The sequence below is a fragment of the Streptomyces vulcanius genome (genome assembly GCF_042653945.1).
GTDB lineage: Bacteria > Actinomycetota > Actinomycetes > Streptomycetales > Streptomycetaceae > Streptomyces > Streptomyces mangrovi.
The window spans coordinates 70,006-96,067 of sequence record NZ_JBHSFK010000029.1 but is presented as its reverse complement, the minus strand read 5'-3'; the positions used below and the strand labels follow the sequence as shown (position 1 = coordinate 96,067).

The following is a 26,062-nucleotide window of genomic DNA, read 5'->3' as shown; positions in this document are numbered from 1 at the left end:
ACGTGCTCGCCGACGCCGGCCCGCCGATCGCGCCAGCGCGGTCTACCACCCACACTGAAGGAGGCCATTCTCTGGCCCGAGGCGCTCAAAGGCGCGGTCACTGCTGCCCAGCCGGCGCACACCTGTTCGCGGCATTCCACAGCTGGACAGGGCCTATTGGTGACCGTTCCACCGGTCTGACCCGTCGAACCGCAGGGCTCTGCGCAAGAGCGGCGAGTAACCCACCAGGGCGGTTTCCTCTTGGGGCAGTTTCCCTACCCCTGGACGTCATCACAGGTCGAGCGACACGAGGGCGACAGAGTCTCCACAGCACGATGGCAGCCCATGCCGCACAACCGGCAAATGGGACACCGATTCGCCCCGTAGACACCGCCACCTGGGCCCGACCACGCCGCCCCGGCCCCTGTACGGCCCCTGGGTCTTGGCATCGGCCCTCAGCGCAGCCACCCGGACCACGAGCGGCAACCGCGAACACCTACTCCACCGCAGGTCAGATGGGTTGGAACTCCCCCGAGCGCCGCCGGACTCCAAACCCACGAGCAGCGGATTCAGTCCGTTCAGGCAAAGTTGACGCTCCGACACCCACAAATGAACGTTTCCGCAAATCACAGGCCTGCGCAGGTGGGGCGGGTGGGACTCGAACCCACGGCCGACGGATTATGAGTCCGCTGCTCTAACCGGCTGAGCTACCGCCCCATAGCGGCGTGTCGCGTACATGCGTGCGCGTCGTCTGCCGCAGCATAGCCGCTCATACGATCTCACGCTTCGGCCAGCCGATCTTGCACGACCATGGAGACCACGCTGCGGCCTGCGTGGTTCCCGTCGGCGTGGACGCCGACCCGAAATGTGACACCGGCATGAGACACCACATGAAAAAGGACCCCCCTCGGGGTCCTCGTTCACGATGCTCCCCCGACTGGACTCGAACCAGTAACCTGCCGGTTAACAGCCGGCTGCTCTGCCAATTGAGCTACGGAGGACCGCGCTCCCCCGACTGGACTCGAACCAGTAACCTGCCGGTTAACAGCCGGCTGCTCTGCCAATTGAGCTACGGAGGATTGCTTCGTTGCATCGAACGTAGCTACCTGGGTATTCGCCAGGGGGCGCTCGCTCGCTGCGACACATACATTAGCGCAAGCAGGGGGGTGCTCCGCCAATCGGTTCCCCCGGTGCCGTCGATCGTGCCAGGGGCCTACTCAAGGGAAGGGTGGCCGTCATGCGCTACCGGCTCACGTTCGTCGTCGGACTCGCCGTCGGTTACGTGCTGGGCACGCGGGCCGGGCGCGAGCGATACGAACAGTTGAAGAAGTCGGCCCGGCAGGTCGCGCAGAACCCGGCGGTGCGCAACACCGCCGAGACCGCCGCGCAGCAGGGCCGGCAGTACGCGGGCAAGGCCTACCACGCGGTGAGCGCGAAGGTCGGCGACCGGATGCCGGACTCGGTGGCCGGACGGGTACGGTCGCTGCGTGAGCGGGGGCGGACCGGTGCGGAGGACGACTGGGGCACGAGCAATACCTGAGGCTGCCCGAAGACGCGGCGCGGTCACCCCGCGCGGTGCGGCAGAATTTTCGCCATGGGGATAGTCGCCGGGTTGGACAGTTCACCCGATTTCACTCGCATCGTCGTCTGCGACGCCGATACCGGAGCCGTGCTCAGGCAGGGCTACGCGCCGCATCCGATGGAGGGCCCCGACAGCGGCGGGGCCCGGCCCAGTGACGTCGATCCACAGGCATGGCTGCTGTCCCTGGGTGAGGCCGCCGGGGGCGGGCTGCTGGAGGGCGTGCAGGCGATCGGGGTGTCCTCGCAGCAGAACGCCCTGGTCCCGCTGGACGCCCAGGGCAACACCGTCCGCCCTGCGATGGTCGGCGGGGACAAGCGGGCGCAGGTCGCCGCGGCCGATCTCATCGACGCGCTCGGCGGGCGCGAGGCCTGGGCCCAGGCGGTGGGCTGCGTACCGCAGGCCGCGCAGCCGGTGACCAAGCTGCGGTGGCTCGCCAAGACCGAGCCGGAGGCCGCGCTGCGCACCACCGTGCTGTTGCAGGCCCACGACTGGCTGGTGTGGCAGTTGCTCGGGCGGCCGGTCAGGAGGACGACCGACCGGGGCGGCGCTTCGGGAACCGGGTACTGGTCCGCCGCCACCGGCGGATACCGGCCGGATCTGGTCGAACTGGCGCTCGGTCACCAGGCCATGCTCCCCGACGTGATCGGCCCGTCCGAGGCGGCCGGTACCACCCCGGAGGGGCTGCTGATCTCCGCCGGCACCGGCGAGACCATGGCGGCGGCCCTGGGCCTCGGGCTCGGCATGGGCGACGCGGTCGTGTCGCTCGGCGCCTCCGGCTCCGTGATGGCCATCCACCCCGAGGCGCTGGTCGACCAGACCGGGATGATCACCTCCCTGGCCGACGCGACCGGCATGCACCTCCCGGTCGTCACCACCCTGAACGCCGTACGGACTCTGCGCGGTGCCGCCGAACTGCTCGGCGTGGCCGATCTGGAGAGCCTGTCCGAGCTGGCGATGAAGTCGACGCCGGGGGCGCACGGGCTGGTGCTGCTCCCCTATCTGGAGGGCGAGCGCACCCCCAATCTGCCGCACACCGCGGGGACCCTGGCCGGGCTGCGGCGCGAGTCCATGAAGCCCGAGCACTTCGCGCGGGCCGCCTTCGAGGGCATGCTGTGCGGGCTGGCGGACGCGCTCGACGTGCTGCGCGGGCGGGGCGTGGACGTACGGCGGGTCTTCCTCCTGGGGGCCGCGGCCGAGCTGGCTGCCGTACAGGCCGCCGCGCCCGCGCTCTTCGGCGCGCAGGTCGTCGTACCGCAGCCCGCCGACTACGCGGCGATCGGGGCGGCCCGGCAGGCCGCCTGGGCGCTCGGGGTGAAGCAGCAGACGCTCGACCCGCGCACCCCGCCGGCCTGGCAGGGGGCGACGGCCCAGGTCCTGGACCCGGGCGACGAGCTGGCCGTGGGGCAGGCGGTGCGCCAGCAGTACGTGTCCGTGCGGGAGCAGACCCACCCCGGGGCCTTCCGTGGATGAGGCTCCAGGTAAGAAACCGATCAGGAACCTACGCGGAAGGCCGTATATCGCACTGCTCTCGGCTTAATCAGTTGAGGTAACGCGGGTGGAGTGTTCCACGATAGGGGCCAGGGGCAACTGATTGCCTGCCCGTGCCCCGCCCGCCCACTCCGAGAGACGTAGCGTGCTCATACGACTACTGCGGACCTTTCTCAGGCCGTACAGGAAACCCATCGCCCTGCTGTTGCTGCTGCAGTTCCTCCAGACCTGCGCCACCCTGTACCTGCCCACGCTGAACGCGCACATCATCGACAAGGGTGTCGTCGAGGGGGACACCGGCTACATCCTGTCCTTCGGCGGCGTGATGATCGGCATCTCGCTGGCGCAGGTGGTCTGCAACATCGGGGCCGTCTACTACGGCGCCCGTACCGCCTCCGCGCTCGGCCGGGACGTGCGGGGGGCGGTGTTCGACCGGGTGCAGTCCTTCTCCGCCCGCGAGGTGGGCCAGTTCGGCGCGCCCACGCTGATCACCCGGACCACCAACGACGTCCAGCAGATCCAGATGCTGGCCCTGATGGCGTTCACCCTGATGGCGTCGGCGCCGATCATGTGTGTGGGCGGCATCGTCATGGCGCTCGGCCTCGACGTACCGCTGTCCGGGGTGCTGGTGGCCGTGGTCCCCGTCCTCGGTATCTGTGTGACGCTGATCGTGCTGCGGCTGCGACCGCTGTTCCGGTCGATGCAGGTGCGGCTCGACACGGTCAACCGGGTGCTGCGCGAGCAGATCACCGGCAACCGGGTGATCCGTGCCTTCGTCCGGGACGACTACGAGCAGCAGCGCTTCGCGAAGGCGAACGGCGACCTCACCGACATCTCCCTGAAGACCGGCAACCTGCTGGCGCTGATGTTCCCGGTGGTCATGACCACGGTGAACCTGTCGTCGATCGCGGTGGTCTGGTTCGGGGCCCACCGCATCGACAGCGGCGGGATGCAGATCGGTGACCTGACCGCGTTCCTCGCCTACCTGATGCAGATCGTCATGTCCGTGATGATGGCCACCTTCATGTTCATGATGGTGCCGCGCGCGGAGGTGTGCGCCGAGCGCGTCCAGGAGGTCCTCGACACCTCCTCGTCCGTGGTACCGCCGGTGGCGCCCGTCACCGAGCTGCGGCGGCACGGGCATCTGGAGATCCGGGGAGCCGGCTTCCGCTACCCGGGCGCCGAGGAGCCCGTCCTCAAGGCGATCGACCTGGTGGCCCGGCCCGGCGAGGTGACCGCCGTCATCGGCTCGACGGGCAGCGGCAAGTCCACCCTGCTGGGCCTGGTCCCCCGGCTGTTCGACGCCACCGACGGGGAGGTCCTCGTGGACGGCACCGCCGTCGCCGAGCTGGATCCCGTCCTGCTCGCACGGACCGTCGGACTCGTCCCGCAGAAGCCGTACCTGTTCGCGGGCACGGTGGCCACCAACCTGCGCTACGGCAACCCGGACGCGACCGACGAGGAGCTGTGGCACGCGCTGGGGGTGGCGCAGGCCAAGGGCTTCGTCAGCAAGCTGGAGAACGGTCTGGACTCCCCCATCGCACAGGGCGGGACGAATGTCTCCGGTGGTCAGCGGCAGCGCCTCGCCATCGCCCGTACGCTCGTCCAGCGGCCGGAGATCTACCTCTTCGACGACTCCTTCTCCGCCCTCGACTACGCCACCGACGCGGCCCTGCGCAAGGCGCTCGGCGAGGAGACCGCCGAGGCGACCGTGGTGATCGTCGCCCAGCGGGTCGCGACCATCCGTGACGCCGACCGGATCATCGTCCTCGACGAGGGCCGGGTGGTCGGCACGGGCACCCACGGCGAACTGATGGCCGGCAACGAGACCTACCGGGAGATCGTGCTCTCCCAGCTCACAGAAGCGGAGGCTGCCTGATGGCCGGGCCCATGGGGCGCATGATGGCCGGCACCGGCCCCGACAGCCGTTCGATGGACTTCAAGGTGTCCGGCAAACGGCTGCTCGGCCATTTCAGGGCGGAGCGGCTCACCCTCTACGTGATGCTGTTCTGCGTGGTCCTCAGCGTCGGCCTCAACGTGGTCGGCCCGAAGATCCTCGGCAAGGCCACCGACCTCGTCTTCGCCGGCATCATCGGCCGCGAGATGCCGGCCGGCGACAGCAAGGAGCAGGTGCTCCAAGCGATGCGTGAGCGCGGCGAGGGCAGCGTCGCCGACATGCTCAAGGGCACCGACTTCACCCCCGGCAAGGGCATCGACTTCGACCAGGTCGGCGAGGTCCTGCTGCTCGCCCTCGTGGTGTTCCTCGTCGCCGGTCTGCTGATGGCGGTGGCGACGCGCATGGTCAACCGGGCCGTCAACCGCACGATGTACCGGATGCGCGAGGACGTGCAGACGAAGCTGTCGCGGCTGCCGCTGTCGTACTTCGACAAGCGCCAGCGCGGCGAGGTCCTCTCCCGCGCCACGAACGACATCGACAACATCGGGCAGACCCTCCAGCAGTCGATGGGCCAGCTCGTCAACTCGCTGCTGACGATCATCGGTGTGCTGGCGATGATGTTCTGGGTGTCCTGGCTGCTCGCGCTGGTCGCGCTGGTCACCGTCCCGCTGTCGGCGTTCGTCGCGGCGAAGGTGGGCAAGCGGTCGCAGCCGCACTTCGTGCAGCAGTGGCGCACCACCGGCAAGCTCAACGCCCATATCGAGGAGATGTACACCGGCCACACGCTGGTGAAGGTGTTCGGCCGTCAGGAGGAGTCGGCGCAGGCGTTCGCCGAGCAGAACGACGCGCTGTACGAGGCCGGGTTCAAGGCGCAGTTCAACAGCGGGATCATGCAGCCCCTGATGCTCTTCGTGTCGAACATCAACTACGTGCTGGTGGCGGTGGTCGGCGGTCTGCGGGTCGCGTCCGGCGCGCTGTCCATCGGTGACGTGCAGGCCTTCATCCAGTACTCCCGGCAGTTCTCGATGCCGCTGACGCAGGTCGCCTCGATGGCGAACCTGGTCCAGTCGGGCGTCGCCTCCGCCGAGCGGATCTTCGAACTCCTGGACGCGGAGGAGCAGGAGGCGGATCCGGTCGCGGCAGAGCGGCCCGAGGAACTGCGCGGGCGGGTGGCCCTCGAGAACGTGTCCTTCCGGTACGACCCCGAGAAGCCGCTCATCGAGGACCTCTCGCTGACCGTCGAACCCGGCCACACGGTCGCGATCGTCGGCCCGACGGGCGCCGGCAAGACCACCCTCGTCAACCTCCTCATGCGGTTCTACGACGTCTCCGGCGGCCGTATCACCCTCGACGGCGTCGACATCGTGAAGATGACCCGGGACGAGCTGCGCGCCGGGATCGGCATGGTCCTCCAGGACACCTGGCTGTTCGGCGGCACCATCGCGGAGAATATCGCCTACGGCGCCTCCCACGAGGTCACCCGGGGCGAGATCGAGGAGGCGGCGCGCGCGGCCCACGCGGACCGGTTCGTCCGCACGCTTCCCGAGGGGTACGACACCGTCATCGACGACGAGGGCAGCGGGGTCAGCGCCGGTGAGAAGCAGCTGATCACCATCGCGCGGGCGTTCCTGTCCGACCCGGTGATACTGGTGCTCGACGAGGCGACCAGCTCCGTCGACACCCGTACCGAGGTGCTGATCCAGAAGGCGATGGCGAAGCTGGCGCACGGGCGCACGTCGTTCGTCATCGCCCACCGGCTGTCCACCATCCGGGACGCGGACACCATCCTGGTGATGGAGAACGGCTCGATCGTGGAACAGGGCGCGCACACCGAGCTGCTGGCGGCGGACGGGGCGTACGCGCGGCTGTACAAGGCGCAGTTCGCGCAGGCGGTGGCGGAGGTGGACTAGCGGCCGAAGGGGGCCGCCTCCCTTCCGGGAAAGCGGCCCCTCTTCAGTCCAGGTAACCCCTCAGCTGGTCCGCGAAGGCGTGGTCGCGGAGTTTGTTCAGGGTCTTCGACTCGATCTGGCGTATCCGCTCGCGCGTCACGCCGAAGATGCGGCCGATCTCCTCCAGGGTGCGCGGGCGGCCGTCCGCGAGGCCGTAGCGCAGTTGTACGACCTTCCGCTCGCGTTCGCCGAGGGTGGAGAGCACGGCCTCCAGGTGCTCGCGCAGCAGCAGGAACGCCGCCGACTCGACCGGGCTCGCCGCGTCGCCGTCCTCGATGAGGTCGCCGAGGGCGACGTCGTCCTCCTCGCCCACCGGGGCGTGCAGGGAGACCGGTTCCTGGGCCAGGCGCAGCACCTCGCCGACCCGCTCCGGGGCCAGGTCCAGCTGGTCGGCGACCTCCTCGGACGTCGGCTCGTAGCCGCGTTCCTGGAGCATCCGGCGCTGGACGCGCACCACCCGGTTGATCAGCTCGACGACGTGCACCGGGACGCGGATGGTGCGGGCCTGGTCGGCGAGGGCGCGGGACATGGCCTGGCGGATCCACCAGGTGGCGTACGTCGAGAACTTGTAGCCGCGGGCGTAGTCGAACTTCTCGACGGCCCGGATGAGCCCGAGGTTGCCCTCCTGCACCAGGTCGAGCATGGTGAGCCCGCGGCCGACGTACCGTTTCGCGACGGAGACGACGAGCCGCAGATTGGCCTCGATGAGGCGGCGCTTGGCCATCCGGCCCATGACGACGAGCCGGTCGAGGTCGAGGGCGAGTTCGCCCTCCAGGTCGGGTGTGCCGCCGAGTTTCTCCTCGGCGAACAGGCCGGCCTCGACGCGGCGGGCCAGCTCGACCTCCTCGGCCGCGGTGAGCAGTGGGATGCGGCCGATCTCCCGCAGGTACTGGCGGAAGAGGTCGGACGAGGGGCCGCTGGTGTCGGTGACGCGGGCCGGGGCCACGTGCTCTGGAGCCTCCTCCAGCGCCTCGGCGGGCGGCTCGGCGGGTGGTTCGGTCTCCGTCTCCGGGTGGTGCGCGGCACGGTTCTGCGGCGGGACGGCGACCAGGACGTCGGTCTCGGCGTCCGGATCCGTGCCCTCGGTGGTCGGGCCGGCGGTGGTGGTGCTGTCGGTCGTGCGGTCGGTCTGCGTCAGAGTCTGGGTCTGCACGGGGGCGACCTCCAGGATGATCGCTGCTGAGGTGAGCGGCAGCGGTGCTCCGGGGGCCGCTCCGAGGACTCAGGCACCGGGACCAGTGTGGGGGACGACACATCCCCGCCACGAGGGGCGTGCGGTGACTTTTTGGGTCCGGGCCGTAACGGCCTGCTCAGAGGGCTGCGGCGCCGTGCGTTTGCAGTGCCTGGTCGTACTGCTGGAGGACCCACAGCTCGTTCTGCACGGCGGCGAACCCCGCCTGGTCGCCGACGGCCCCGATGCGGGCCAGCTGGGAGTTGACGTCGCGGATCCGGCGTTCCACGGCCCGGCGGCGGACGGTCACCAACTGGAGTCCCGCGTAGAGCTCGTCGACCGTCTTGCGCATGATCGCCTCGACGGCCAGCTCCGTGACCATCGCGCGGACCGTGTCGTCCGGTGCCGCCTCGCGGACCCGCATCAGGTAGTCCTGCGGGTCCTGTACGCCCCACTCGGCGCCGCCCGCGTCCATGACCGCCTGGCGTACGGCGGCGTAGGGGGCGGCGGTGAACTCGTCGACGCCGTACGCGTCGAAGTGCGGGGAGACCAACTCGGGGCGTTGCAGGGCGAGTTTCAGCAGTTCGCGTTCCGTCGCGTAGACGGGGTTGCGCAGGGTGAGGGCGGGGCCGCCGGTGGCGGGGCGGGGGGCGGCCTCGTACTGCTGGGGGGCGCGGTTGCCGCCGGGGGCCGGACCCTTGCCGCCGCGGTCGCGGGCCCAACGGGCCAGCTGGGCCACGCGCTTGACGACGAACTGGGTGTCCAGGATGCCGAGCATGCCGGCCAGCTGGACGGCGACCTCGTGCTGCGCACCGCTGTTCTTGATGCGGGCGACGATGGGCGCGGCCTCGTCCAGGGCCGCCGCGCGCCCCGCCGGGGTGTCGAGGTCGTAGCGGACGACGATCTGGCGCAGCGCGAACTCGAAGAGCGGTGTGCGGGGTTCGGCGAGGTCGGCGACCGCCTCGTCGCCCTTGGCGAGGCGCAGGTCGCAGGGGTCCATGCCGTCGGGGGCGATGGCGATGTACGTCTCGGCGGCGAACTTCTGGTCGTCCTCGAAGGCGCGCAGGGCCGCTTTCTGGCCGGCCGCGTCGCCGTCGAAGGTGAAGATCACGCGGGCGCTGCCGTTGTCCATCAGCAGCCGGCGGAGGATCTTGATGTGGTCGCTTCCGAAGGCGGTGCCGCAGGTGGCGATCGCGGTCGTCACCCCGGCGAGGTGGCAGGCCATGACGTCGGTGTAGCCCTCGACGACGACGGCCCGGCTGGCCTTGGCGATGTGCTGCTTGGCGAGGTCGATGCCGTACAGCACCTGGGACTTCCTGTAGAGCGCGGTGTCGGGCGTGTTGAGGTACTTGGGTCCGTTGTCGGCCTCGTACAGCTTGCGCGCGCCGAAGCCGACGACGTCCCCGCCGATGTCGCGGATCGGCCACATCAGACGGCCGCGGAACCGGTCGATGGGACCGCGGCGGCCCTCCTGCGAGAGCCCGGACAGGAGCAGTTCCTTGTCGGTGAAGCCCTTGCCGCGCAGGAAGCGGGTGAGGTGGTCCCAGCCCTGGGGGCTGTAGCCGACGCCGAAGTGGACGGCGGCGGCCTGGTCGAAGCCGCGCTCGGCGAGGAAGATCCGGCCGGTGTCGGCCTCGGGGCTGATGGCGAGCTGTTCCGCGTACCAGTCGGCGGCGATCTTGTGGGCCTCGACCAGGCGGATGCGTTCGCCGCGCTGGTGGGAGGGGTTGTATCCGCCCTCCTCGTAGCGCAGGGTGATGCCGGCCTGGGCGGCGAGGCGCTCGACGGCCTCGGAGAAGGTGAGGTGGTCGACCTTCATCACGAACGTGATGGTGTCGCCGCCCTCCTGGCAGCCGAAGCAGTGGAAGAGTCCCTTGCTCGGGCTGACCTGGAACGACGGCGACTTCTCGTCGTGGAAGGGGCAGAGACCCTTGAGGTTGCCGCCGCCCGCGCCCCGTAGCTGGAGGTACTCGGACACGACGGCGTCGATCGGGACCGCGTCCCGTACCGCCTTCACGTCCTCGTCGTTGATCCGTCCTGCCACGAGGTGATTCTACGGGGCCGCACCGACACCTCCGGGGCGCGGGCGCGCCCCTCAGGGGCGCGGGGCTGTGACATGTGCGGCTCCGCCGCGTGGGCGCGACCAGCCACGCACGGCCGGCACCCGCGAAGTCACGGGTCTCGGCAGATGCTCAGGCGCCAAGGCTCTCCAACGGCACATGTGGATTCGCCAGAGCCTCGGTGTCCACCGGCGCCCGGTCACGGATCAGCTTCTGGATGGGCTCTGTGACGTCCCACACGTTGACGTTCATCCCGGCGAGGACGCGGCCCTCCTTCACCCAGAACGCGATGAACTCCCGTTTGCCCGCGTCGCCCCGGATCACCACCTCGTCGTACGAGCCCGGTGGCGCCCAGCCGCTGTACTCCATCCCGAGGTCGTACTGGTCGGTGAAGAAGTAGGGCACGCGGTCGTAGGCGACGTCCTGGCCGAGCATCGCGCGGGCCGCGACCGGACCGCCGTTCAGCGCGTTGGCCCAGTGCTCGACGCGCAGCCGGGTGTCGAACAGGCCGTGCGGGAAGGACGCGACGTCCCCGGCGGCGTGGATGTCGGGGTCGGAGGTGCGCAGCTTGTGGTCCACGGCGATGCCCCCGCCGTGGGCGCGCTCGGCCAGCGCCAGGCCCGCCGCCTCCGCGAGGGAGGTGCGGGGGGCCGCGCCGATCGCCGCGAGGACGTCGTGCGCCGGGTGCTCCTCGCCGTCGTCGGTGCGGACGGCGAGGACCATGCCGTCCTGGCCGACGATCTCGGTGAGCCGGGCGCCGAAGTGGAAGCGCACGCCGTGCTCGCGGTGCAGCTCGGCGAAGACGTTGCCGAGTTCGGGGCCGAGGACGCCGTACAGCGGGGTCGGCTCCGGTTCGATGACGGTGACCTCCGCGCCGTACTCGCGGGCCGCCGCCGCGATCTCCAGGCCGATCCAGCCGGCGCCGGCGATCACCAGGTGGCCGTTGTCCCGGCCGAGGGAGGCCAGGACGCCCTTGAGCCGCTCGGCGTGCGCGAGCCGGCGCAGATGGTGCACGCCCGCGAGGTCGGTGCCGGGAATGTCCAGACGGCGCGGCTCGGCGCCGGTGGCCAGAAGCAGTTTGTCGTAGTGGACGAGTGTGCCGTCGTCGCCGAAGCGGACGGTCCGGGCGCCGCGCTCGATTCTGTCGACGGTCTGGCCGAGGTGCAGCTCGATGTCGTTCTGCGCGTACCAGGCGGGCTCGTGCACGAAGACGCTCTCGCGGGTCTCCTTGCCGAGCAGGAAGCCCTTGGAGAGCGGGGGCCGCACGTAGGGGTGGTCGCGTTCGTCGCAGATCAGTATCACCCGGCCGGTGAAGCCCTCCGCCCGCAGCGTCTCGGCCGCCTTCGCGCCGGCCAGGCCTCCTCCGACGATGACAAATGTCTGATCCGCGTCGACCACGTGATGCCTCCTCGTAAACGAACAGCCACATGCGAGCGTCCCGCACAGACACGTGATGGGGGAAGGGGACGTGCCCCGATCAGGCCACGCTGGGTCAGGTTCGAGCCCGTTTGGGCGCACCCGGCCGTTCTTTTTCCTGACCTTGTCCCACTCTTTTCACGTCCTTCCCGTCTGCCCCGTCAGCCGGGTGTGAAGCGAGCGGGCGGAGGCGTCGGTGAGGGAGGCGATGTGGTCGACGACGACCCGCTTGCGGGCCCGGTCGTCGGCGGCCTGGTCGAACAGGGCGCGGAACTGGGGGTCGAGGCCGTCCGGCGCGCGGGCGGTGAGGGCCTCGGCGAGCTCGGAGATGACGACGCGCTGGTCCGCCCGCAGCAGCTCCTGCTCGGCGCGCTGCATGACGTACCGGTCGGCGACGGCCTTGAGGACCGCGCACTCCAGTCGCGTCTCGTGCGGTACGACGAGCTCGGCGCCGTAGCGGGTGAGCGGCCCGGTGCCTCCCCCAGTGCCTGAACGGCCTGGGAGGTACCCCCATCGCTCCCGGGTGGCGCCCTCGGCGGCGAGGCAGAAGCGGCCGATGAGCTGGCTGGTGGCGTCCTTGAGGCGGGCCTGGGCGGCTGCCGTGCCGTCGTAGCCGTGCGGCCACCACTCCTCGGCCAGCAGACGGTCGAGGGCGGCGGCGAGCTCGGCCGGGTCGGTGCCGGCGGGGACGTAACGGCCGATCGCGACCCGGAACACCTCCTGGCGCTCGTGCTCGGCGCGCAGGCTGCCGGGCTCGATGTGGCCGGCGTGCAGGCCGTCCTCCACGTCGTGCACCGAGTACGCCACGTCGTCCGCCCAGTCCATGACCTGTGCCTCGAAGCAGGTACGGGTGCCGGGGGCCTCCTTGCGGACCCAGTCGAAGACCGGCCGGTCGTCCTCGTAGACGCCGAACTTCGGGGACGCCGGGCTGGTGGGGTGCGCGCCCCGGGACCACGGGTACTTGGTGGCCGCGTCGAGGGTGGCGCGGGTGAGGTTCAGGCCCACGGAGCCCTCGGCGGTGAAGCGCTTGGGCTCGATGCGGGTGAGCAGCCGCAGCGACTGGGCGTTGCCCTCGAAACCGCCGCAGTCGCGCGCGAAGTCGTTCAGCGCCTGTTCGCCGTTGTGGCCGAAGGGCGGGTGGCCCAGGTCGTGCGAGAGACAGGCCGCCTCGACGAGATCGGGATCACAGCCGAGGGCCGCGCCCAGCTCCCGGCCTACCTGGGCGCACTCCAGGGAGTGGGTGAGGCGGGTGCGGGGGGTGGCGTCCCAGGCGTCGGTGCGCGCCCCCGGTGTGACCACCTGGGTCTTGCCCGCGAGTCTTCTGAGCGCGGAGGAGTGCAGGACGCGTGCGCGGTCCCGCTGGAAGGCGGTGCGGCCCGGGCGCTTGTCGGGCTCGGGAGCCCAGCGTTCGGTGGACGGCGGGTCGTAGGGCACGTAGGGCATGTTTCGACAGTAAGCGGCGGTAGTGACAATTGGGTGCCTACTGGGGTGCCGGGTGGTGCGGTTCGCCGCGCCCCTCAGGCAGCGGCGTTGCTCGCATCGCTTCTTTCAAGCGCTCGGTCGTAGCGGTGGAGCAGGAGGTCGGCCATCGCGGGGTGGGTGCCCAGGGGGGCCGAGGCGATCCACGGGGCCGCCGCCGCGGACTCCGTCGCGAAGCGGCCGGGGGCGGTGAAGCAGGAGGCGATCGCCACGCTGTCGCGCCCCCTCTCGCTGAGCGCGCGGACCGCCTCGGGGACCGTCGGGGTCGCCGTCGAGGCGTAGGCCGGGATCACCGGGACGCCCAGGCGCTGCGCGAGGAGGTGGGCCGTGCGGCGGGTGTCGGTCGCGGAGTCGGGGTCGCGGGAGCCGGCCGCCGCGAGGACCACCCCGCGCGTGCGGAGCTCCTGGGGCGTCATCGCCGGGGGCCAGCCCGCCTCGAGCAGGCGGGTGTGCAGGGCGTCCACGAGGAGGGGGTGCGGGCCGAGCGGGTCGGCCACGCGCGTGCGTACCCGCGCGGCGGCGGCCATCTCGGGGATGTCCCGCTTGACGTGGTAGCCGCGGGCGAGGAGGAGCGGGACCAGGACGGCGTCCGTGGTGCCGCTCGCGTCCAGGCCGGCCAGGGTGTCCGTCAGCAGGGGCTCGTTGAGCTCGATGTGTCCGAGGTGCACGGGCAGGCCGGGGCGCTGCTCGCGGACGCCGTCGAGGAGTGCGCGGACGGTGCGCAGGGCGCGCGGGTCGCGGCTGCCGTGGGCGACGACGACCAGCGCGGGCGGGCCGGGGCGCCGGCGTCCGCCGAACTGGACGAGACTGGACTGGCTGCTCATGACCCGATCCTCGCCGAGCGAGGTTGCGCACCCGTTGCCTGACCCTTCCCATGTTTTTTCGGGGGGTTCACGGTGCCCGGGGACGCGATGTGAGGTGCGGCCTCCGGTGCGGGCGGGCGAACCGGATCGACCTGTACCGCGTCTTCCCGGGTCGAACGAGAGATCGACGCAGGGGGCACCTCATGAACATCCGTCGACCGCGGCTGCCGCGCACCCGGGCCGGACGGCGGCGGCTGGTGCAGGCCGTGATGGCCGGGTGCGTGCTCGCGCTGCTGCCGGTGACCTGGCTGTACGTGTCGACGGCCGACCGGCTCCGTACGACGGCCGACGCGCCGCGCACCGAGGTCGCGGTCGTCTTCGGCGCCGGTCTGTGGGACGGGGAACCGTCGCCGTATCTCGCGCACCGCCTGGACGCGGCGGCGAAGCTGTACCGGGCGGGCCGGATCGAGGTCGTCCTCGTCACCGGCGACAACAGCCGCGAGGACTACGACGAGCCCGACGCCATGCGCGCCTACCTGAAGAAGCACGGGGTGCCGGACACGCGGATCGTCAGCGACTACGCCGGTTTCGACACCTGGGACTCCTGCGTCCGCGCGAAGAAGATCTTCGGCGTGAACCGGGCCGTACTGATCAGCCAGGGCTTCCACATCCGGCGGGCGGTCGCCCTGTGCGAGGCGGCGGGGGTCGACTCGTACGGCGTCGGGGTCGACGCCAAGCACGACGTCACCTGGTACTACGGCGGCACCCGGGAGATCCTCGCGGCGGGCAAGGCGGCGCTGGACGCGGTGTTCGAGCCGGATCCGCACTTCCTGGGCCCGAAGGAGCCGGGGGTGGAGCGCGCGCTGGCGGCGGGCTGAACTCGCTCCGCCCTCGCGGTCAGGACCCGTCGGGACAGGACCATTTCGAGATTCTCATGGTGCGGAGATCGAAATCGACCTCGATCGATTCCGGTGAGCTGCTGCTCGTCACGCGGGCGCGGACGGTGTCGGCCCCGGCGCTGCGGGGGTCGCCGACGGTGAAGGTGGTGGCAGCTTCCACATGCCCACACGTGGCCGCCAAGTCGCCGGCTCCGCTGCCTTCGAGAACGACTTCTCGCTTCAGTGCCGTGTCCGTGAAATGAGCGGTCATCAGTTTCCACAGCTTCGACGTCGAATCCGGCGTGGCAAAGGCATCCGGCAGAACCGAGTAGTAAGCCCGCAGTTTCTCCTGGGCCGCCGATATTTTGGCCGCCGATATTTCGGAAGCCTCCCCGTGGCGGGAGGGGTCTTTCCCCGATCGGTCCGCGCCCACGGAATTCCAGTAGGTGCCTGCACCGAGTGCCGTCACGGCAATCGCCGCAATGGCGGCAGAACGCGTACGGCGTTGACGGCGTCGGACACTTCGGCGACGCAACTCCTGTGCGGGCACCGGCCGGTCTACCCGGACACTCTCCAACTGGGCGATGCTCTCGGTGAGCCAGACAGGACGCTCGTGCTCATCCGACATGCTCCACCTCCTGGTCCGGCAGGGGGGAGAAGTGGCGGGCGAGTGACAGGCGCCCACGGACCAGCCAAACCCTGATGCTACCGGCCGGCCAGCCCGTCTCGGCACTTATCTGCTCGACGCTGAGGTCGCACAGATGGTGGAGGACAACGACACTTCTGTGCTTCTTCGGAAGCGTGCGAAGTGCCTCGACGAGAGCAACGCGTTCGGGGGACGGGCCTTCGGTGTGGCGCTGTTCGTGATGACGCTGCATGAGTTGCACACCGCGCCGCACACGCCGGAAGCGGGATACGGCGAGCCGCCAGGCCGTGGTGCGGATCCACGACTCCCGGGAACCGCCGCTCGCGAATGTCCCACGTCGGCCCCAGGCCCTTATGAACGCCTCCTGCACGACATCCTGGGCCTCCGGCAGATCGCCGGTCATCGCGTAAAGCTGGCGAACGAGCCTGGGGTAGGCCAGTGCATAGAATTCATCGAACTCCTCTTCCTCCGCGCCTCTCGCCACTCTTCCGCCATTCATATCCGTCCGCAGAACGGCCAGGGGACCTCTGTACGGGAAGTACGCACCGGCGCCGATCCCCCGCTACAGCGATTCTCTGTGATCTGTATCACCGCATCCGAGTGTCGCGTCCGGGCGCCCGCGCTGCGTAGTCCAGCTGTCCAAGTCGAACCGACAGCAGAGGAACTCCCATGCGCCATGCCGCCCCCCGCAAGTCAAGCAAGTTGGGAACGACGTTCAGGACCGCCGCGGTCAGCGCTCTCGCGCTCGGCAGCCTGACGGTGGCGGCGGGGTCGCAGGTCCACGCGGCCGCGGCGACCTCGCACTCCGCGACGGACGACGACTCCGTGCGCACACAGAAGCAGAAGGCCAAGGCGGTCGCCGCCGCGGCCAAGGAGAAGGCTTCCCCGCCCGTGACGGACCCCGCGGCGGTGCGCATCCTGAAGATGAAGACGATCGCGATGGCTCACGCGCCGAAGGGCTGATCAACCTCGTGTGAGCGCTTGGCGGCGGCCCCGCGGCCAAGCGCTCAGGAGGCACCGGCCCCGGTCAGCCGTCGTCACCAGTACGTCAGTTCCAGCACCCGCGCGCAGTGCGGATCCTCGCCGTCCGCCACCATCCGCTCCTCCTCGCCCCGCAGCAGCGAAGGCAGCGCCGCGATCAGGGCGGTGAGCGCGCCGGTCGTCCGGACGTCGGCGGCGGTCACCCCGGTCAGCCCCTCGACCCGGTAGTAGAGCCGCACCCGGTCCTGGTCCAGGAAGAGAAAACCGTGCAGCAGGGGTTCCCCGTACGTCTCGTCGTACGGGGGCCCTGCCAGGGTCCGCAGCAGCCGCAGCCCCCGGTCCGCGGCGCTCTCGGCGGCCCGCGGCACGGTCGCCGGGTCCACGGCGACGAGCGGCATCCCCAGCACCGAGCCGACCGCCGGCGGTCGTTCGCCCTCCGCGCACAGGGTGCGCAGCATCCCGATGACGTCGTACGCGGTCATGACGTCGTCCCCGACGAGGTGCGGGAACTCGTAGAGCGTCAGCTCCCGTGTCGACACGGCGGTTTCGGGCCCTACGGCGACCCGCACGGCGTCGGCTCCGCCCGGCGCGGGCAGGACACCGCGCAGGTACGAGGTCCCCGTGAGCGGGGTGTGCAGATGCTGGAGCAGGAGGGGGATCAGGTCGGCCTGGTCCTGTGCGGTTTCTTCGTCCACGGGAGAATTGTGGGCCAGGGGGCTCAGCCGGTGGTCTTCCATCCCGGGAGGGTCGGCAGGATCCGCGCGGCGAGCCGGAGGAGCACCGCGTCGTCCGGGCGCGCGAAGTCCTGGCGCCAGATGGAGATGTCGTAGGAACCGCCGCCGTCCTTGGCGTCCCGGGCCACCACCAGTCTGCGGGTGACGTGGCCGGGAGCGCCTTTGACCGTGCCGCCGCCGGCCTGGACGCCGAGGACGAACGCGTAGGTCCGGTCCGAGTAGAGCACCGCCGGGCGCCCGAGGAAGGTCCGCTCCCGGGCGTCGCCGCCCAGCAGATCGGCCATTCCCTTGACCGCGAAGTGATCGTAGGTCGCCGCGAGTTGGACGGAGTACGTGGTCAGCCTGACGTTCACCTCGGGTGCGGGGATGTCACTGCCGCCCATCGCGACCGAGTCGTCACCGCCCCCGTACGACAGCGCCTTCTCGCCCGGTGTGCCGAGCAGCGTCGTCAGGTCCGGACGGTTCAGTGCCTCGCAGAGCTGGTTCGCGGAGACGTACTTGACGCCCGCCCGCACCATCGTCGGGATCCCCGTGGGCGTCGACGTCGAGCAGGTGATCGGTCCGGCGGCGGCGCTCACCCTCTTCTCCGCCAGCTCCGCGTCGTTGCGCTGCTGCACCTTCCACAGGCCCCCCGCCAGCGCCGCCACTATCACGAACGCCGCTGGGACCTGCAACCACGCGTTCGGGCCCTTCTCGGCTGTGGTGACTCTCTCGGCTTCCTCGGTCATGTCCCCTGTTACCCCCGGTTCCCCCTGGTCGCGCGGGTTGCGCGCGGAGGGAGCCTAACGGGGCGACCGGTGCGCGGGAAAGCGAGTAGTTTTCACACCCTCCCCACATGTCCCCCACGCACCGTCCAGAACCGGCAGGCGCCCGGGCTCAGTTCACGTTGACCGCGCTCCAGGCCGCCGCCACGGCGTTGTACTCCGTGGTGCCGGCGCCGTAGAGGTCGCGGGCGGCGTTCAGGGTCGCCGTCCTCGCCCCCGCGTAGTTCGTCGACGAGGTCATGTAGACCGTCAACGCCCGGTACCAGATGGCCCCCAGCTTGTCGCGGCCGATACCGGTGACCGTCGAGCCGTTGTACGTCGGGGAGTTGTAGGTGACCCCGTTGATCGTCTTTGTGCCGCTGCCCTCGGCCAGCAGATAGGCGAAGTGGTTGGCGACGCCGGAGGAGTAGTGGACGTCGAGGCTGCCGACCGAACTGCTCCAGTAGTCCGCGGAGTTGGCGTCCTTGCTCGGCTTGTCCATGTAACGCAGGGCGTCCCGGCCGAAGCCGGAGCGGACGATCTTCTCGCCGATCAGGTAGTCACCGGCGTCGGAGGAGTTGCCCGCGTAGAACTCGACCAGCGAGCCGAAGATGTCGGAGGTGGCCTCGTTCAGACCGCCGGACTCGCCCGAGTAGGTCAGGTTGGCCGTCTTCGACGTGACGCCGTGGGACATCTCGTGGCCCGCCACGTCCAGCGCCACCAGCGGGCCGAGCTGCGTGGCGTTGCCGTCGCCGTACGTCATGCAGAAGCAGCTGTCGTCCCAGAAGGCGTTCGCGTAGTTGTTGCCGTAGTGGACGCGGTTGTAGGAACCCTTGCCGTCGTTCCCGATGCCGTTCCTGCCGTGCACGTTCTTGTAGTAGTCCCAGGTCACGTCCGTGCCGTACTGGGCGTCCACGGCGGCCGTCGAGCGGTCCGCGGCGGCGCCCGTCCCCCAGTGGTTGTCGGCGTCCGTGAACAGCGTCGCCGGGGCACGGCTGATGCAGATGCCGAAGATGCACAGGTCGGTCTTGTTCTCCGCGTCACCGGTGTACGTGTTCCCGCGCGTCGGGTCCTTCAGCTGGTACGTCGAGCCGGAGAGGGTCGTCTCCAGCGGGACCGTGCCGCCGTACAGGGACCTGCCGTCGCCGGTCGCCGTCTCGATGCTGTCCCAGGCGTCGATCTGGGCGCCGGTGCGCGCGTCGGTCAGTACGGTGCGGGCGACCGGGTTGCCGAGCGAGTCCAGGCCGACGGCGTTCGTCCGCCAGGCCAGCTTCGGGGCGCCGTGCTGTGCGTCGACCACCAGCTGCGGCTTGGCCTTCACCTGCTCGAGGGTCTCGCCGAGGTTCGCCGCGCGCAGGGCGTTCACGGCGGCGTCGGCGGCCTTGGGGGCGGAGAGCTTCGGCGTGATGGACGGCAGTGAGATCGCCGCCCTCGTCGCCCTGTCGGCGCTGCGGTACGTGCCGTCGGCCGCCAGATGGACCACGAAGTCGCCTCCCAGGACGGGGAGTTCGCGGTAGGTGCGGTCGTAACGGACGTGCTGGGTACCGTCCTTGTCGATGACGACGTCACGGACCGCGGTGCCCTGGGGGGCGGTGAGGCCCAGGCTCGCGGCGTGGCCGGCGAGGGCGGCTGCCGCGTGGTCGAGCGCGGTGGCGCGGGTGGGTCTGTCGGCCGCGTCGGCGGCCGGGGAGAGTACGGCGGCCAGCAGGGTGGCCGTGGTGACGGCGATGCCGGCGGTGGCGAGACGGGAACCTCGGACGTGCTGCCGTATCCGACTCATCAGTCTGCTCGGTCTCCTCGGGAAGGCGCCGTGGGGGGCGCGCGTGGGGGCGGCTCATGAAGCCGTCCTGAGATTTAAGGGGGCATGACAACTCATGTCCATAGCGCCCGCGTGCCGGTGCGGTGAGGGGAGAGAATCGTTTCCGTGCGCGTCTCCACCCCACCCCCCGGCCCCCACCTCCCTTTCTTCGTCTACGGCACGCTCCGCCCCGGCGAGGTCAACCACGACCTGTTCCTGCTCGGCCGCACGCTGAACGAGGAGCCCGCCCTGTTCCCGGGCGCGGTGCTGTACGACGGGCCGGGCTATCCGTACGCCCTGGAGGAACCCGCCGGAAGGGTCGCCGGCGAACTCGTCACCGCCCGCCCCGAGGCGTACGCGGGACTGCTCACCGAGCTGGACCGGCTGGAGGAGTACCGGCCGGGCGACCCGCGCAACCTCTACGAGCGCGTGGTGCGAGAGGTGATGGTCGGGAACGGGGATCGGCGCGCGGCGTGGGTGTACGTGGCCGCACCGGCCGTCGCCGCCCGGCTGCGGTCCCGGGGCAGGCGCATCGAGGGCGGGGACTGGCGGGCGCGACGGTGACGGTCACCCGTTCACACCCTCTGCGCGGCCTTTTCCAAGCCGTACCGCCCGCACGTCGGTGACCTGCTGAAACAGCGGGACGGACAACGGCCGCGCCCCGGCACCTGACACCCATTCATCCCATTCCTGACGCGCCCTCAGGAAGCGCGCTCGGCGCGCTGCCACTTACCTCGGAAGGGCAGGAACGCGACCCGAAGAGCTCGAAGGAGCAGTACAGATGCGACGTACCGCCCGGCTGCTGACCGCTACCGCGCTCGTCGTCACCGCCGCGGGCGGGATCGCCGCACCCGCGTACGGCGATCCCGTCCTCGGCGGCGCCGACGGCGGAGGCGGCGGAGGCGGGGGCCGAGGCGGAGGGGCCGATGGCGGGGGCGGCGGTCTGGAGATCCGCCCGGCCAGTGTCGTACCGGGCGAGCCGGTCACCGTGCACACACCGGCGTGCGGCGCGGACGGTACGGCGACGGGTGACGCCGGCGCGGTGGGCGCGGGGCGCTTCACGCTCGCGCCCGACACCGGCCGGGGCGAGGCGAGCGGGGAGTTCCTGGTGCCGCCGAGCGCGCAGCCGGGGACGTACGAGATCGTCGCGCAGTGCGCGCGGGGCGGCCGGCGGCTCACCGGGGACCTGGTGGTGACGCTCAGCTCGGCGCGGCAGCCGGTGGCTCCGCGCGGAAGTGTGAAGACGGGGGTCGGCGGCGCACTCGGCCCCGACCCCGTGCAGACCGCGGCCGGTGTGGCGGCTCTCACCGTCGCCGCCGCGGGCGGTACCTGGCTCCTGCATCGCCGGGCGAGAGGCGACGGGATCTGACGGACACCCTCCGCTGTCCGTCCGCCGGTACCGCATGTCCCCTCCCCCTCCGGGCCCGACGCCCCTCGCGGCCCGGAGGGGGGTACGGGGACTCCCGTAGGGGAGAAAGGTCGTGGAGCACGTGCGCGAGATCGGGAGCAGGGTCGGGAATCAGGTAGGAAACACCGTCATAGCGGCCGGCACCGCGGTCGCCCTCTGCGCGGGCGCGTGGCTGCTGCACAACGGCACCGAGACACACGCCCCGCCGCAGCCGTCCGCCGCGCAGAACGGCGGCACGACGAGCGAGGGCGGGACGGGAGAGGGCGGGACGAACGCGGTCGCGGGCGCGGGCAGACGGTCCGCCCCTCCCCTTTCCGCCTCCCCGCCCCGGCGGATCCGCATCCCCTCGATCCGCGTCGACGCCCCGCTGACCGGTCTCGCCCTGACCCCCACCGGCAGCCTCGCCGCCCCGCCCGCCGAGCGGACGAACCTCGCCGGCTGGTACGAGGCCGGCACCACACCGGGCGAGCGCGGCACCGCGATCGTCGCCGGGCATGTCGACAACGCCGACGGCCCCTCCGTCTTCTACCGCCTCGGCGCCCTGCGCAAGAACGCCGCCATCGAGGTGGACCGGCGCGACGGCGGCGTCGCCGTCTTCACCGTCGACGCCGTCGAGGTGTACGACGCCCGCCGCTTCCCCGACCGGAAGGTCTACGGCGCGGCCCCCCGCCCGGAGCTCCGGGTCATCACCTGCGGCGGCGGTTACTCGCGGGCGACCGGTTACCAGGGGAACGTCGTCGTGTTCGCCCACCTGACCGCAAGCCGCTGAGCTAGCCCGCCCACTGCTCGTACGCCAGATTCGCCACCAGCGCGAACACCACCGTGAGCAGGACGACACGGACGAAGCCGCTGCCCTTCTTCAGTGCCGTGCGGGCGCCGAGGGTGCCGCCGGCGAGGTTGAACACGGCCATCAGGGCGGCCAACTGCCACAGCACCGTGCCCTGCCAGGCGAAGGTGGCGAGGGCGCCCGCGTTGGTACAGCAGTTGACGATCTTCGCGGTGGCCGAGGCGGTGACGAGGTCGAGATGGAGTACGGCGGTCAGGGCGAGAACGAGGAAGGTGCCGGTGCCGGGCCCGACGAGGCCGTCGTAGAAACCGATGCCGAGACCCGCGAGGGCGATGGCCGCCAGGACGCGGCGGCGGCCGGCGGGGCCCGGCGCGGGGGCGGTGCCGAAGGCGGGGCGCAGGATCACGAAGGCGGCCACCACGAGCAGCACCACCATGATCAGCGGCTTGAGGACCTCCGTACTCATCCCGGCCGCGAAGAAGGCCCCGGCGGAGGATCCGGCGAGCGCCGCCAGACCGATACGGACGGCGGTGCGCACGTCCACCCGCGTCCGGCGGGCATAGGTCACCGCGGCGCCCGAGGTGCCGACGATGGCCACCGCCTTGTTGGTGCCGAGCGCGTACGCGGCCGGAGTGCCGGCCGGCAGACCCAGCAGGAGGACCGGCAGGAGCAGCAGCCCGCCCCCGCCCACCACCGCGTCGATCCAGCCGGCCGCGAGCGCGGCGAGACACAGGGCGGCGATCATGGCGAAGGGTATGTCGGGCATGACCAGGACCCTACGGGCCTGATGAATGCACAGGCCACACACCTGAGGATCTTCCGAGCCGCCGGTCTCCTGACCGGCTGCCCCGCGCGTGAGGTTTCTGCTTCCTGACCGGCTGCCCCGCGCGTGAGAGTTCGGCTTCCTGACCGGCTGCCCGCGCGTGAGGTTTCGGCTTCCTCACCGGCTCCCCACTCGCCGCTTCGAAAACCCTCACACCCCTGCCCGCCCCCCGCTGAGGGCAGCGTTCCTCACGGGAAACAGTCGTGATGCGGTCGGGTAACCTCCGCGCCGCACGCTCGACGGCATGACCTCGAACTCGCGTGTGGTGGTGATCGTCGGCCCAGGCCGGGCGCGGCACACGGTGGCCTGTGCGACCGGTAAGGACATCGCATACGACCCACCGCTCCTCGGCTCCGAGGTCCGGAACGTGCGCCGCGGCTCCGGCGGCGGCTCCTCGCTCCACCCGCTCACCAACGACGGAGGCTCCTGATGTCCACGACCGCACCTGTTGGGGACCGGCCCCGCCCCACGATCGTGCTCGTCGGCCACGGCATGGTCGGTCAGCGCTTCCTCGAAGCGCTGGCCGAGCGCGGCCTGACCGCCACGCACCGCGTGGTCGTGCTGTGCGAGGAGCCACGTCCCGCATACGACCGGGTCGCCCTCACCTCGTACTTCTCCGGGAAGTCTCCCGAGGAACTCTCCATGACCGACATGGAGTTCATCGCCGAGCACGGCATCGAGCTGTACATCGGCGACCCTGCGGAAACGGTCGACCGCGAGGCGCGGAGGGTGACCGCCCGGTCCGGACTCGCGGTCGACTACGACGTGCTGGTCCTGGCCACCGGCTCCTACCCGTTCGTCCCGCCGGTCCCGAACAAGGACGCCACCGGCTGTTTCGTCTACCGCACGATCGAGGACCTCCTCGCCATCGAGGAGTACGCGAACTCGAAGGCGACGACGGGCGCGGTGGTCGGCGGCGGTCTGCTCGGCCTGGAGGCCGCGGGCGCGCTGAAGGGCCTCGGACTCGACGCCCACATCGTGGAGTTCGCGCCCCGGCTGATGCCCGTCCAGGTCGACGAGGGCGGCGGCGCCGCGCTGCTGCGCACCATCGAGGACATGGGTCTGAGCGTCCACACGGGCGTGGGCACCCAGGAGATCGTCACCGACGAGTCCGGCGCGGTGACCGGTATGAAGCTGTCGGACGGCTCCGAACTCGCCACCGACCTGGTGGTGTTCAGCGCCGGTGTCCGCCCCCGCGACCAACTCGCCCGTGACTGCGGTCTGGTGGTCGGTGAGCGCGGCGGCATCACGGTCGACGAGCAGTGCCGCACGGTCGGTGACCCGCATGTGTTCGCGATCGGCGAGTGCGCGCTCGCGTCCGACGGCCGGGTGTACGGCCTGGTGGCGCCGGGCTACGAGCAGGCGGAGACGGCCGCGGCGACGATCGCCCAGGACGAGGCGGAGTTCACCGGCGCCGACCTCTCCACCAAGCTGAAGCTGCTCGGCGTGGACGTGGCGTCCTTCGGCGACGCGCACGGCACCACCGAGGACTGCCTCGACGTCGTCTACTCCGACGCCCGCTCGGGTCTGTACAAGAAGCTGGTCATCGGCCGCGACGGCACCCTGCTCGGCGGCATCCTGATCGGCGACGCGGACGCGTACGGCACCCTGCGCGCGTTCACCGGGTCCGTGCCGCCCGTCGCCCCCGAGTCGCTGGTCCTGCCGGCCGGCGCCGGAGACGCCGTACAACTGGGCCCGTCCGCCCTTCCCGACGAGGCGATCATCTGCTCGTGCCACAACGTCACCAAGGGCTCGATCCGGGGCGCGGTGACGGAGCACTCCTGCGCGACCGTGCCCGAGGTGAAGAAGTGCACCAAGGCCGGTACCGGGTGCGGTTCGTGTGTGAAGGTCCTCGGGCAGCTGGTCACCGCCGAACTGGAGGCCAACGGCGTCACGGTCGACAAGGGCCTGTGCGGCTGCTTCGCCCAGACCCGCGAGGAGCTGTACGAGATCGTCCTGGCCCTGCGCGTCAACACCTACCAGGACCTCCTCGACCGCTACGGCCGCGAGGGCGCCCGGGGCGGCGACGGCTGCGAGGTGTGCAAGCCGGCGGTGGCGTCGATCATCGCCTCCCTCGCCCCGACGATCGGCGCGAGCGGCTATGTCCTGGACGGCGAGCAGGCGGCCCTTCAGGACAGCAACGACCACTTCCTCGCCAACCTCCAGAAGAACGGCTCGTACTCGGTCGTCCCGCGCATCCCCGGCGGCGAGATCACCCCCGAGGGGCTGATCGTGATCGGTGAGATCGCCCGGGACTTCGGCCTCTACACGAAGATCACCGGCGGTCAGCGGATCGACATGTTCGGTGCGCGGGTGGAACAACTCCCTCTGATCTGGGCCAGGTTGGTGGACGCGGGCTTCGAGTCCGGCCACGCCTACGGAAAGTCACTGCGTACCGTCAAGTCCTGTGTGGGGCAGACCTGGTGCCGTTACGGCGTCCAGGACTCCGTCCGGATGGCGATCGACCTGGAGCTGCGCTACCGGGGGCTCCGCTCCCCGCACAAGCTCAAGTCCGCCGTCTCCGGCTGCGCCCGCGAGTGCGCGGAGGCCCAGTCGAAGGACTTCGGCATCATCGCCACCTCCAACGGCTGGAACCTCTACGTCGGCGGCAACGGCGGCGCCACCCCGCGCCACGCCGACCTGCTCGCGCAGGACCTCACCGACGCCCAGCTGATCCGCCTGATCGACCGGTTCCTGATGTTCTACATCCGCACCGCCGACCGGCTGGAGCGCACCTCCACCTGGCTGGAGCGGATCCCGGGCGGCCTGGACCACGTACGGGACGTCGTCGTGGAGGACTCCCTCGGCATCTGCGAGGAGCTGGAGTCCCTGATGGCCGCCCATGTGGCGCACTACGCCGACGAGTGGGCCACCACCATCAACGACCCCGAGAAGCTGGCCCGGTTCGTGTCCTTCGTCAACGCGCCGGACACCCCGGACCCGGTCGTCGGCTTCGTCCCCGAGCGCGAGCAGATCAAGCCCGACCTGCCGCTGCTGACGATCGGCACGCGTCCCATGGAAGCTCTGGAAGGGAGCGCCCAGCGATGACCCTGGCACCCGAGACCACCGACCTGAAGGTCCAGCTCCAGCTCGAGGACGGCTGGTTCACCATCTGCGACTTGCAACAGCTGGTCCCCGGCCGGGGCGTGGCCGCGCTCCTGCCCGACGGCCGTCAGGTGGCCCTGTTCCGGGACCGGACGGGGCAGCTGTACGCCGTCGACAACCGCGACCCGTTCGGCGGCGCGGCGGTCCTCTCCCGCGGCCTCACCGGCACCCACGAGAACCGCCCGTTCGTCGCCTCCCCCCTGCTCAAGCAGCGCTTCGACCTGCTGAGCGGGGAGTGCCTGGACGACGAGACGGTACGCATCGCGACGTACGGCGTACGGACGGCGGCCTGAGCCAGTCCCTGGTGGGAGCGCAGCCGTGGCAAGCGGCTGGAA

Annotated in this window: 23 protein-coding genes and 3 tRNA genes; 12 read left to right on the top strand and 14 right to left on the bottom strand. The window is 70.8% G+C overall.

Annotation, left to right across the window (positions count from 1 at the left end; genetic code table 11):
* Positions 1 to 622 precede the first annotated feature (622 nt).
* The 3 genes from ACFPIH_RS36205 to ACFPIH_RS36195 all read right to left on the bottom strand — a co-directional run bounded on the left by ACFPIH_RS36205 (position 623) and on the right by ACFPIH_RS36195 (position 1,058).
* Positions 623 to 696 (bottom strand) — tRNA-Ile (locus tag ACFPIH_RS36205).
* 211 nt (positions 697 to 907) lie between these two features.
* Positions 908 to 980: transfer RNA gene (locus ACFPIH_RS36200), tRNA-Asn, on the bottom strand.
* A gap of 5 nt (positions 981 to 985) precedes the next feature.
* A tRNA-Asn gene (locus ACFPIH_RS36195) sits at positions 986 to 1,058 on the bottom strand.
* Between the two features lie 158 nt (positions 1,059 to 1,216).
* Between ACFPIH_RS36195 and ACFPIH_RS36190 the strand changes: the two genes are divergently transcribed.
* From ACFPIH_RS36190 to ACFPIH_RS36175, 4 genes are all read left to right on the top strand, one after another.
* Positions 1,217 to 1,519, top strand: coding sequence for a YtxH domain-containing protein (locus ACFPIH_RS36190; protein WP_381181074.1), 303 nt, complete (start codon positions 1,217 to 1,219; stop codon positions 1,517 to 1,519).
* Positions 1,520 to 1,573: 54 nt separating this feature from the next.
* The gene (locus tag ACFPIH_RS36185) at positions 1,574 to 3,031 is read left to right on the top strand and encodes an FGGY family carbohydrate kinase (protein ID WP_381181076.1); all 1,458 of its coding nucleotides are present in this window, start codon (positions 1,574 to 1,576) and stop codon (positions 3,029 to 3,031) included.
* Positions 3,032 to 3,194: 163 nt separating this feature from the next.
* Complete coding sequence (locus ACFPIH_RS36180) at positions 3,195 to 4,928, top strand: ABC transporter ATP-binding protein (protein WP_381181078.1); 1,734 nt, start codon at positions 3,195 to 3,197, stop codon at positions 4,926 to 4,928.
* Positions 4,928 to 6,856 carry an ABC transporter ATP-binding protein gene (locus ACFPIH_RS36175; RefSeq protein ID WP_381181079.1) on the top strand — a complete coding sequence of 643 codons (1,929 nt, stop codon included), beginning with the start codon at positions 4,928 to 4,930 and terminating at the stop codon, positions 6,854 to 6,856. Before ACFPIH_RS36180 ends, ACFPIH_RS36175 begins: the two co-directional genes overlap by 1 nt.
* Before the next feature lie 43 nt (positions 6,857 to 6,899).
* Here the strand turns inward: ACFPIH_RS36175 and ACFPIH_RS36170 are convergent, their stop codons facing one another.
* The 5 genes from ACFPIH_RS36170 to ACFPIH_RS36150 form a co-directional block, all read right to left on the bottom strand.
* Positions 6,900 to 8,090 (bottom strand): RNA polymerase sigma factor, encoded by a 1,191-nt coding sequence (locus ACFPIH_RS36170; RefSeq protein ID WP_381181222.1) that lies wholly within the window; start codon positions 8,088 to 8,090, stop codon positions 6,900 to 6,902.
* Positions 8,091 to 8,205: 115 nt separating this feature from the next.
* The gene (gene dnaG / locus ACFPIH_RS36165) at positions 8,206 to 10,110 is read right to left on the bottom strand and encodes a DNA primase (protein ID WP_381181081.1); all 1,905 of its coding nucleotides are present in this window, start codon (positions 10,108 to 10,110) and stop codon (positions 8,206 to 8,208) included.
* A 148-nt stretch (positions 10,111 to 10,258) separates the two neighbouring features.
* Positions 10,259 to 11,524: an NAD(P)/FAD-dependent oxidoreductase gene (locus tag ACFPIH_RS36160; RefSeq protein ID WP_381181083.1), complete on the bottom strand. Its 1,266-nt coding sequence runs from the start codon at positions 11,522 to 11,524 to the stop codon at positions 10,259 to 10,261.
* Positions 11,525 to 11,680: 156 nt separating this feature from the next.
* The gene (locus ACFPIH_RS36155) at positions 11,681 to 12,985 is read right to left on the bottom strand and encodes a deoxyguanosinetriphosphate triphosphohydrolase (protein WP_381181085.1); all 1,305 of its coding nucleotides are present in this window, start codon (positions 12,983 to 12,985) and stop codon (positions 11,681 to 11,683) included.
* A gap of 74 nt (positions 12,986 to 13,059) precedes the next feature.
* Positions 13,060 to 13,845: a sirohydrochlorin chelatase gene (locus ACFPIH_RS36150; protein WP_381181087.1), complete on the bottom strand. Its 786-nt coding sequence runs from the start codon at positions 13,843 to 13,845 to the stop codon at positions 13,060 to 13,062.
* A 182-nt stretch (positions 13,846 to 14,027) separates the two neighbouring features.
* On the opposite strand from ACFPIH_RS36150, the gene ACFPIH_RS36145 reads away from it, so the two are divergent.
* Complete coding sequence (locus tag ACFPIH_RS36145) at positions 14,028 to 14,702, top strand: SanA/YdcF family protein (RefSeq protein ID WP_381181089.1); 675 nt, start codon at positions 14,028 to 14,030, stop codon at positions 14,700 to 14,702.
* 19 nt (positions 14,703 to 14,721) lie between these two features.
* On the opposite strand, the gene ACFPIH_RS36140 is transcribed toward ACFPIH_RS36145, so the two are convergent.
* Together ACFPIH_RS36140 and ACFPIH_RS36135 are read right to left on the bottom strand one after the other, a co-directional pair.
* On the bottom strand, positions 14,722 to 15,330 hold the full coding sequence (locus ACFPIH_RS36140; RefSeq protein ID WP_381181091.1) for a hypothetical protein: 609 nt from the start codon (positions 15,328 to 15,330) through the stop codon (positions 14,722 to 14,724).
* The gene (locus ACFPIH_RS36135) at positions 15,320 to 15,847 is read right to left on the bottom strand and encodes a SigE family RNA polymerase sigma factor (RefSeq protein WP_381181092.1); all 528 of its coding nucleotides are present in this window, start codon (positions 15,845 to 15,847) and stop codon (positions 15,320 to 15,322) included. The genes ACFPIH_RS36140 and ACFPIH_RS36135 overlap by 11 nt, the downstream gene beginning before the upstream one ends.
* 170 nt (positions 15,848 to 16,017) lie before the next feature.
* Here ACFPIH_RS36135 and ACFPIH_RS36130 point away from each other — a divergent pair, with 170 nt between their 5' ends.
* Positions 16,018 to 16,311, top strand: coding sequence for a hypothetical protein (locus ACFPIH_RS36130; protein WP_381181094.1), 294 nt, complete (start codon positions 16,018 to 16,020; stop codon positions 16,309 to 16,311).
* 74 nt (positions 16,312 to 16,385) lie between these two features.
* Here the strand turns inward: ACFPIH_RS36130 and ACFPIH_RS36125 are convergent, their stop codons facing one another.
* The 3 genes from ACFPIH_RS36125 to ACFPIH_RS36115 all read right to left on the bottom strand — a co-directional run bounded on the left by ACFPIH_RS36125 (position 16,386) and on the right by ACFPIH_RS36115 (position 19,586).
* Positions 16,386 to 17,024 (bottom strand): hypothetical protein, encoded by a 639-nt coding sequence (locus tag ACFPIH_RS36125; RefSeq protein ID WP_381181096.1) that lies wholly within the window; start codon positions 17,022 to 17,024, stop codon positions 16,386 to 16,388.
* Positions 17,025 to 17,047: 23 nt separating this feature from the next.
* Positions 17,048 to 17,791, bottom strand: a complete 744-nt coding sequence (locus ACFPIH_RS36120) for a DUF6215 domain-containing protein (RefSeq protein ID WP_381181098.1) — start codon at positions 17,789 to 17,791, stop codon at positions 17,048 to 17,050.
* 148 nt (positions 17,792 to 17,939) lie between these two features.
* Positions 17,940 to 19,586, bottom strand: coding sequence for a M4 family metallopeptidase (locus ACFPIH_RS36115; RefSeq protein WP_381181100.1), 1,647 nt, complete (start codon positions 19,584 to 19,586; stop codon positions 17,940 to 17,942).
* Between the two features lie 144 nt (positions 19,587 to 19,730).
* Between ACFPIH_RS36115 and ACFPIH_RS36110 the strand changes: the two genes are divergently transcribed.
* The 3 genes from ACFPIH_RS36110 to ACFPIH_RS36100 all read left to right on the top strand — a co-directional run bounded on the left by ACFPIH_RS36110 (position 19,731) and on the right by ACFPIH_RS36100 (position 21,781).
* Positions 19,731 to 20,168, top strand: a complete 438-nt coding sequence (locus ACFPIH_RS36110; protein ID WP_381181102.1) for a gamma-glutamylcyclotransferase family protein — start codon at positions 19,731 to 19,733, stop codon at positions 20,166 to 20,168.
* A gap of 217 nt (positions 20,169 to 20,385) precedes the next feature.
* Positions 20,386 to 20,973, top strand: coding sequence for a hypothetical protein (locus tag ACFPIH_RS36105; protein WP_381181103.1), 588 nt, complete (start codon positions 20,386 to 20,388; stop codon positions 20,971 to 20,973).
* 112 nt (positions 20,974 to 21,085) lie between these two features.
* Complete coding sequence (locus tag ACFPIH_RS36100; protein WP_381181105.1) at positions 21,086 to 21,781, top strand: class F sortase; 696 nt, start codon at positions 21,086 to 21,088, stop codon at positions 21,779 to 21,781.
* A gap of 1 nt (position 21,782) precedes the next feature.
* Here the strand turns inward: ACFPIH_RS36100 and ACFPIH_RS36095 are convergent, their stop codons facing one another.
* Entirely contained in the window at positions 21,783 to 22,565 is a 783-nt protein-coding gene (locus ACFPIH_RS36095; RefSeq protein WP_381181106.1) for a sulfite exporter TauE/SafE family protein, read from the bottom strand.
* A 301-nt stretch (positions 22,566 to 22,866) separates the two neighbouring features.
* Here ACFPIH_RS36095 and ACFPIH_RS36090 point away from each other — a divergent pair, with 301 nt between their 5' ends.
* Genes ACFPIH_RS36090 through nirD form a run of 3 tightly spaced genes read left to right on the top strand, consistent with a single transcriptional unit; the run spans position 22,867 to position 26,020 of the window.
* On the top strand, positions 22,867 to 23,052 hold the full coding sequence (locus ACFPIH_RS36090) for a hypothetical protein (protein ID WP_381181108.1): 186 nt from the start codon (positions 22,867 to 22,869) through the stop codon (positions 23,050 to 23,052).
* Positions 23,052 to 25,670, top strand: a complete 2,619-nt coding sequence (gene nirB, locus ACFPIH_RS36085) for a nitrite reductase large subunit NirB (protein ID WP_381181110.1) — start codon at positions 23,052 to 23,054, stop codon at positions 25,668 to 25,670. The genes ACFPIH_RS36090 and nirB overlap by 1 nt, the downstream gene beginning before the upstream one ends.
* Positions 25,667 to 26,020: a nitrite reductase small subunit NirD gene (gene nirD, locus ACFPIH_RS36080; protein WP_381181112.1), complete on the top strand. Its 354-nt coding sequence runs from the start codon at positions 25,667 to 25,669 to the stop codon at positions 26,018 to 26,020. The genes nirB and nirD overlap by 4 nt, the downstream gene beginning before the upstream one ends.
* Positions 26,021 to 26,062: the final 42 nt, after the last annotated feature.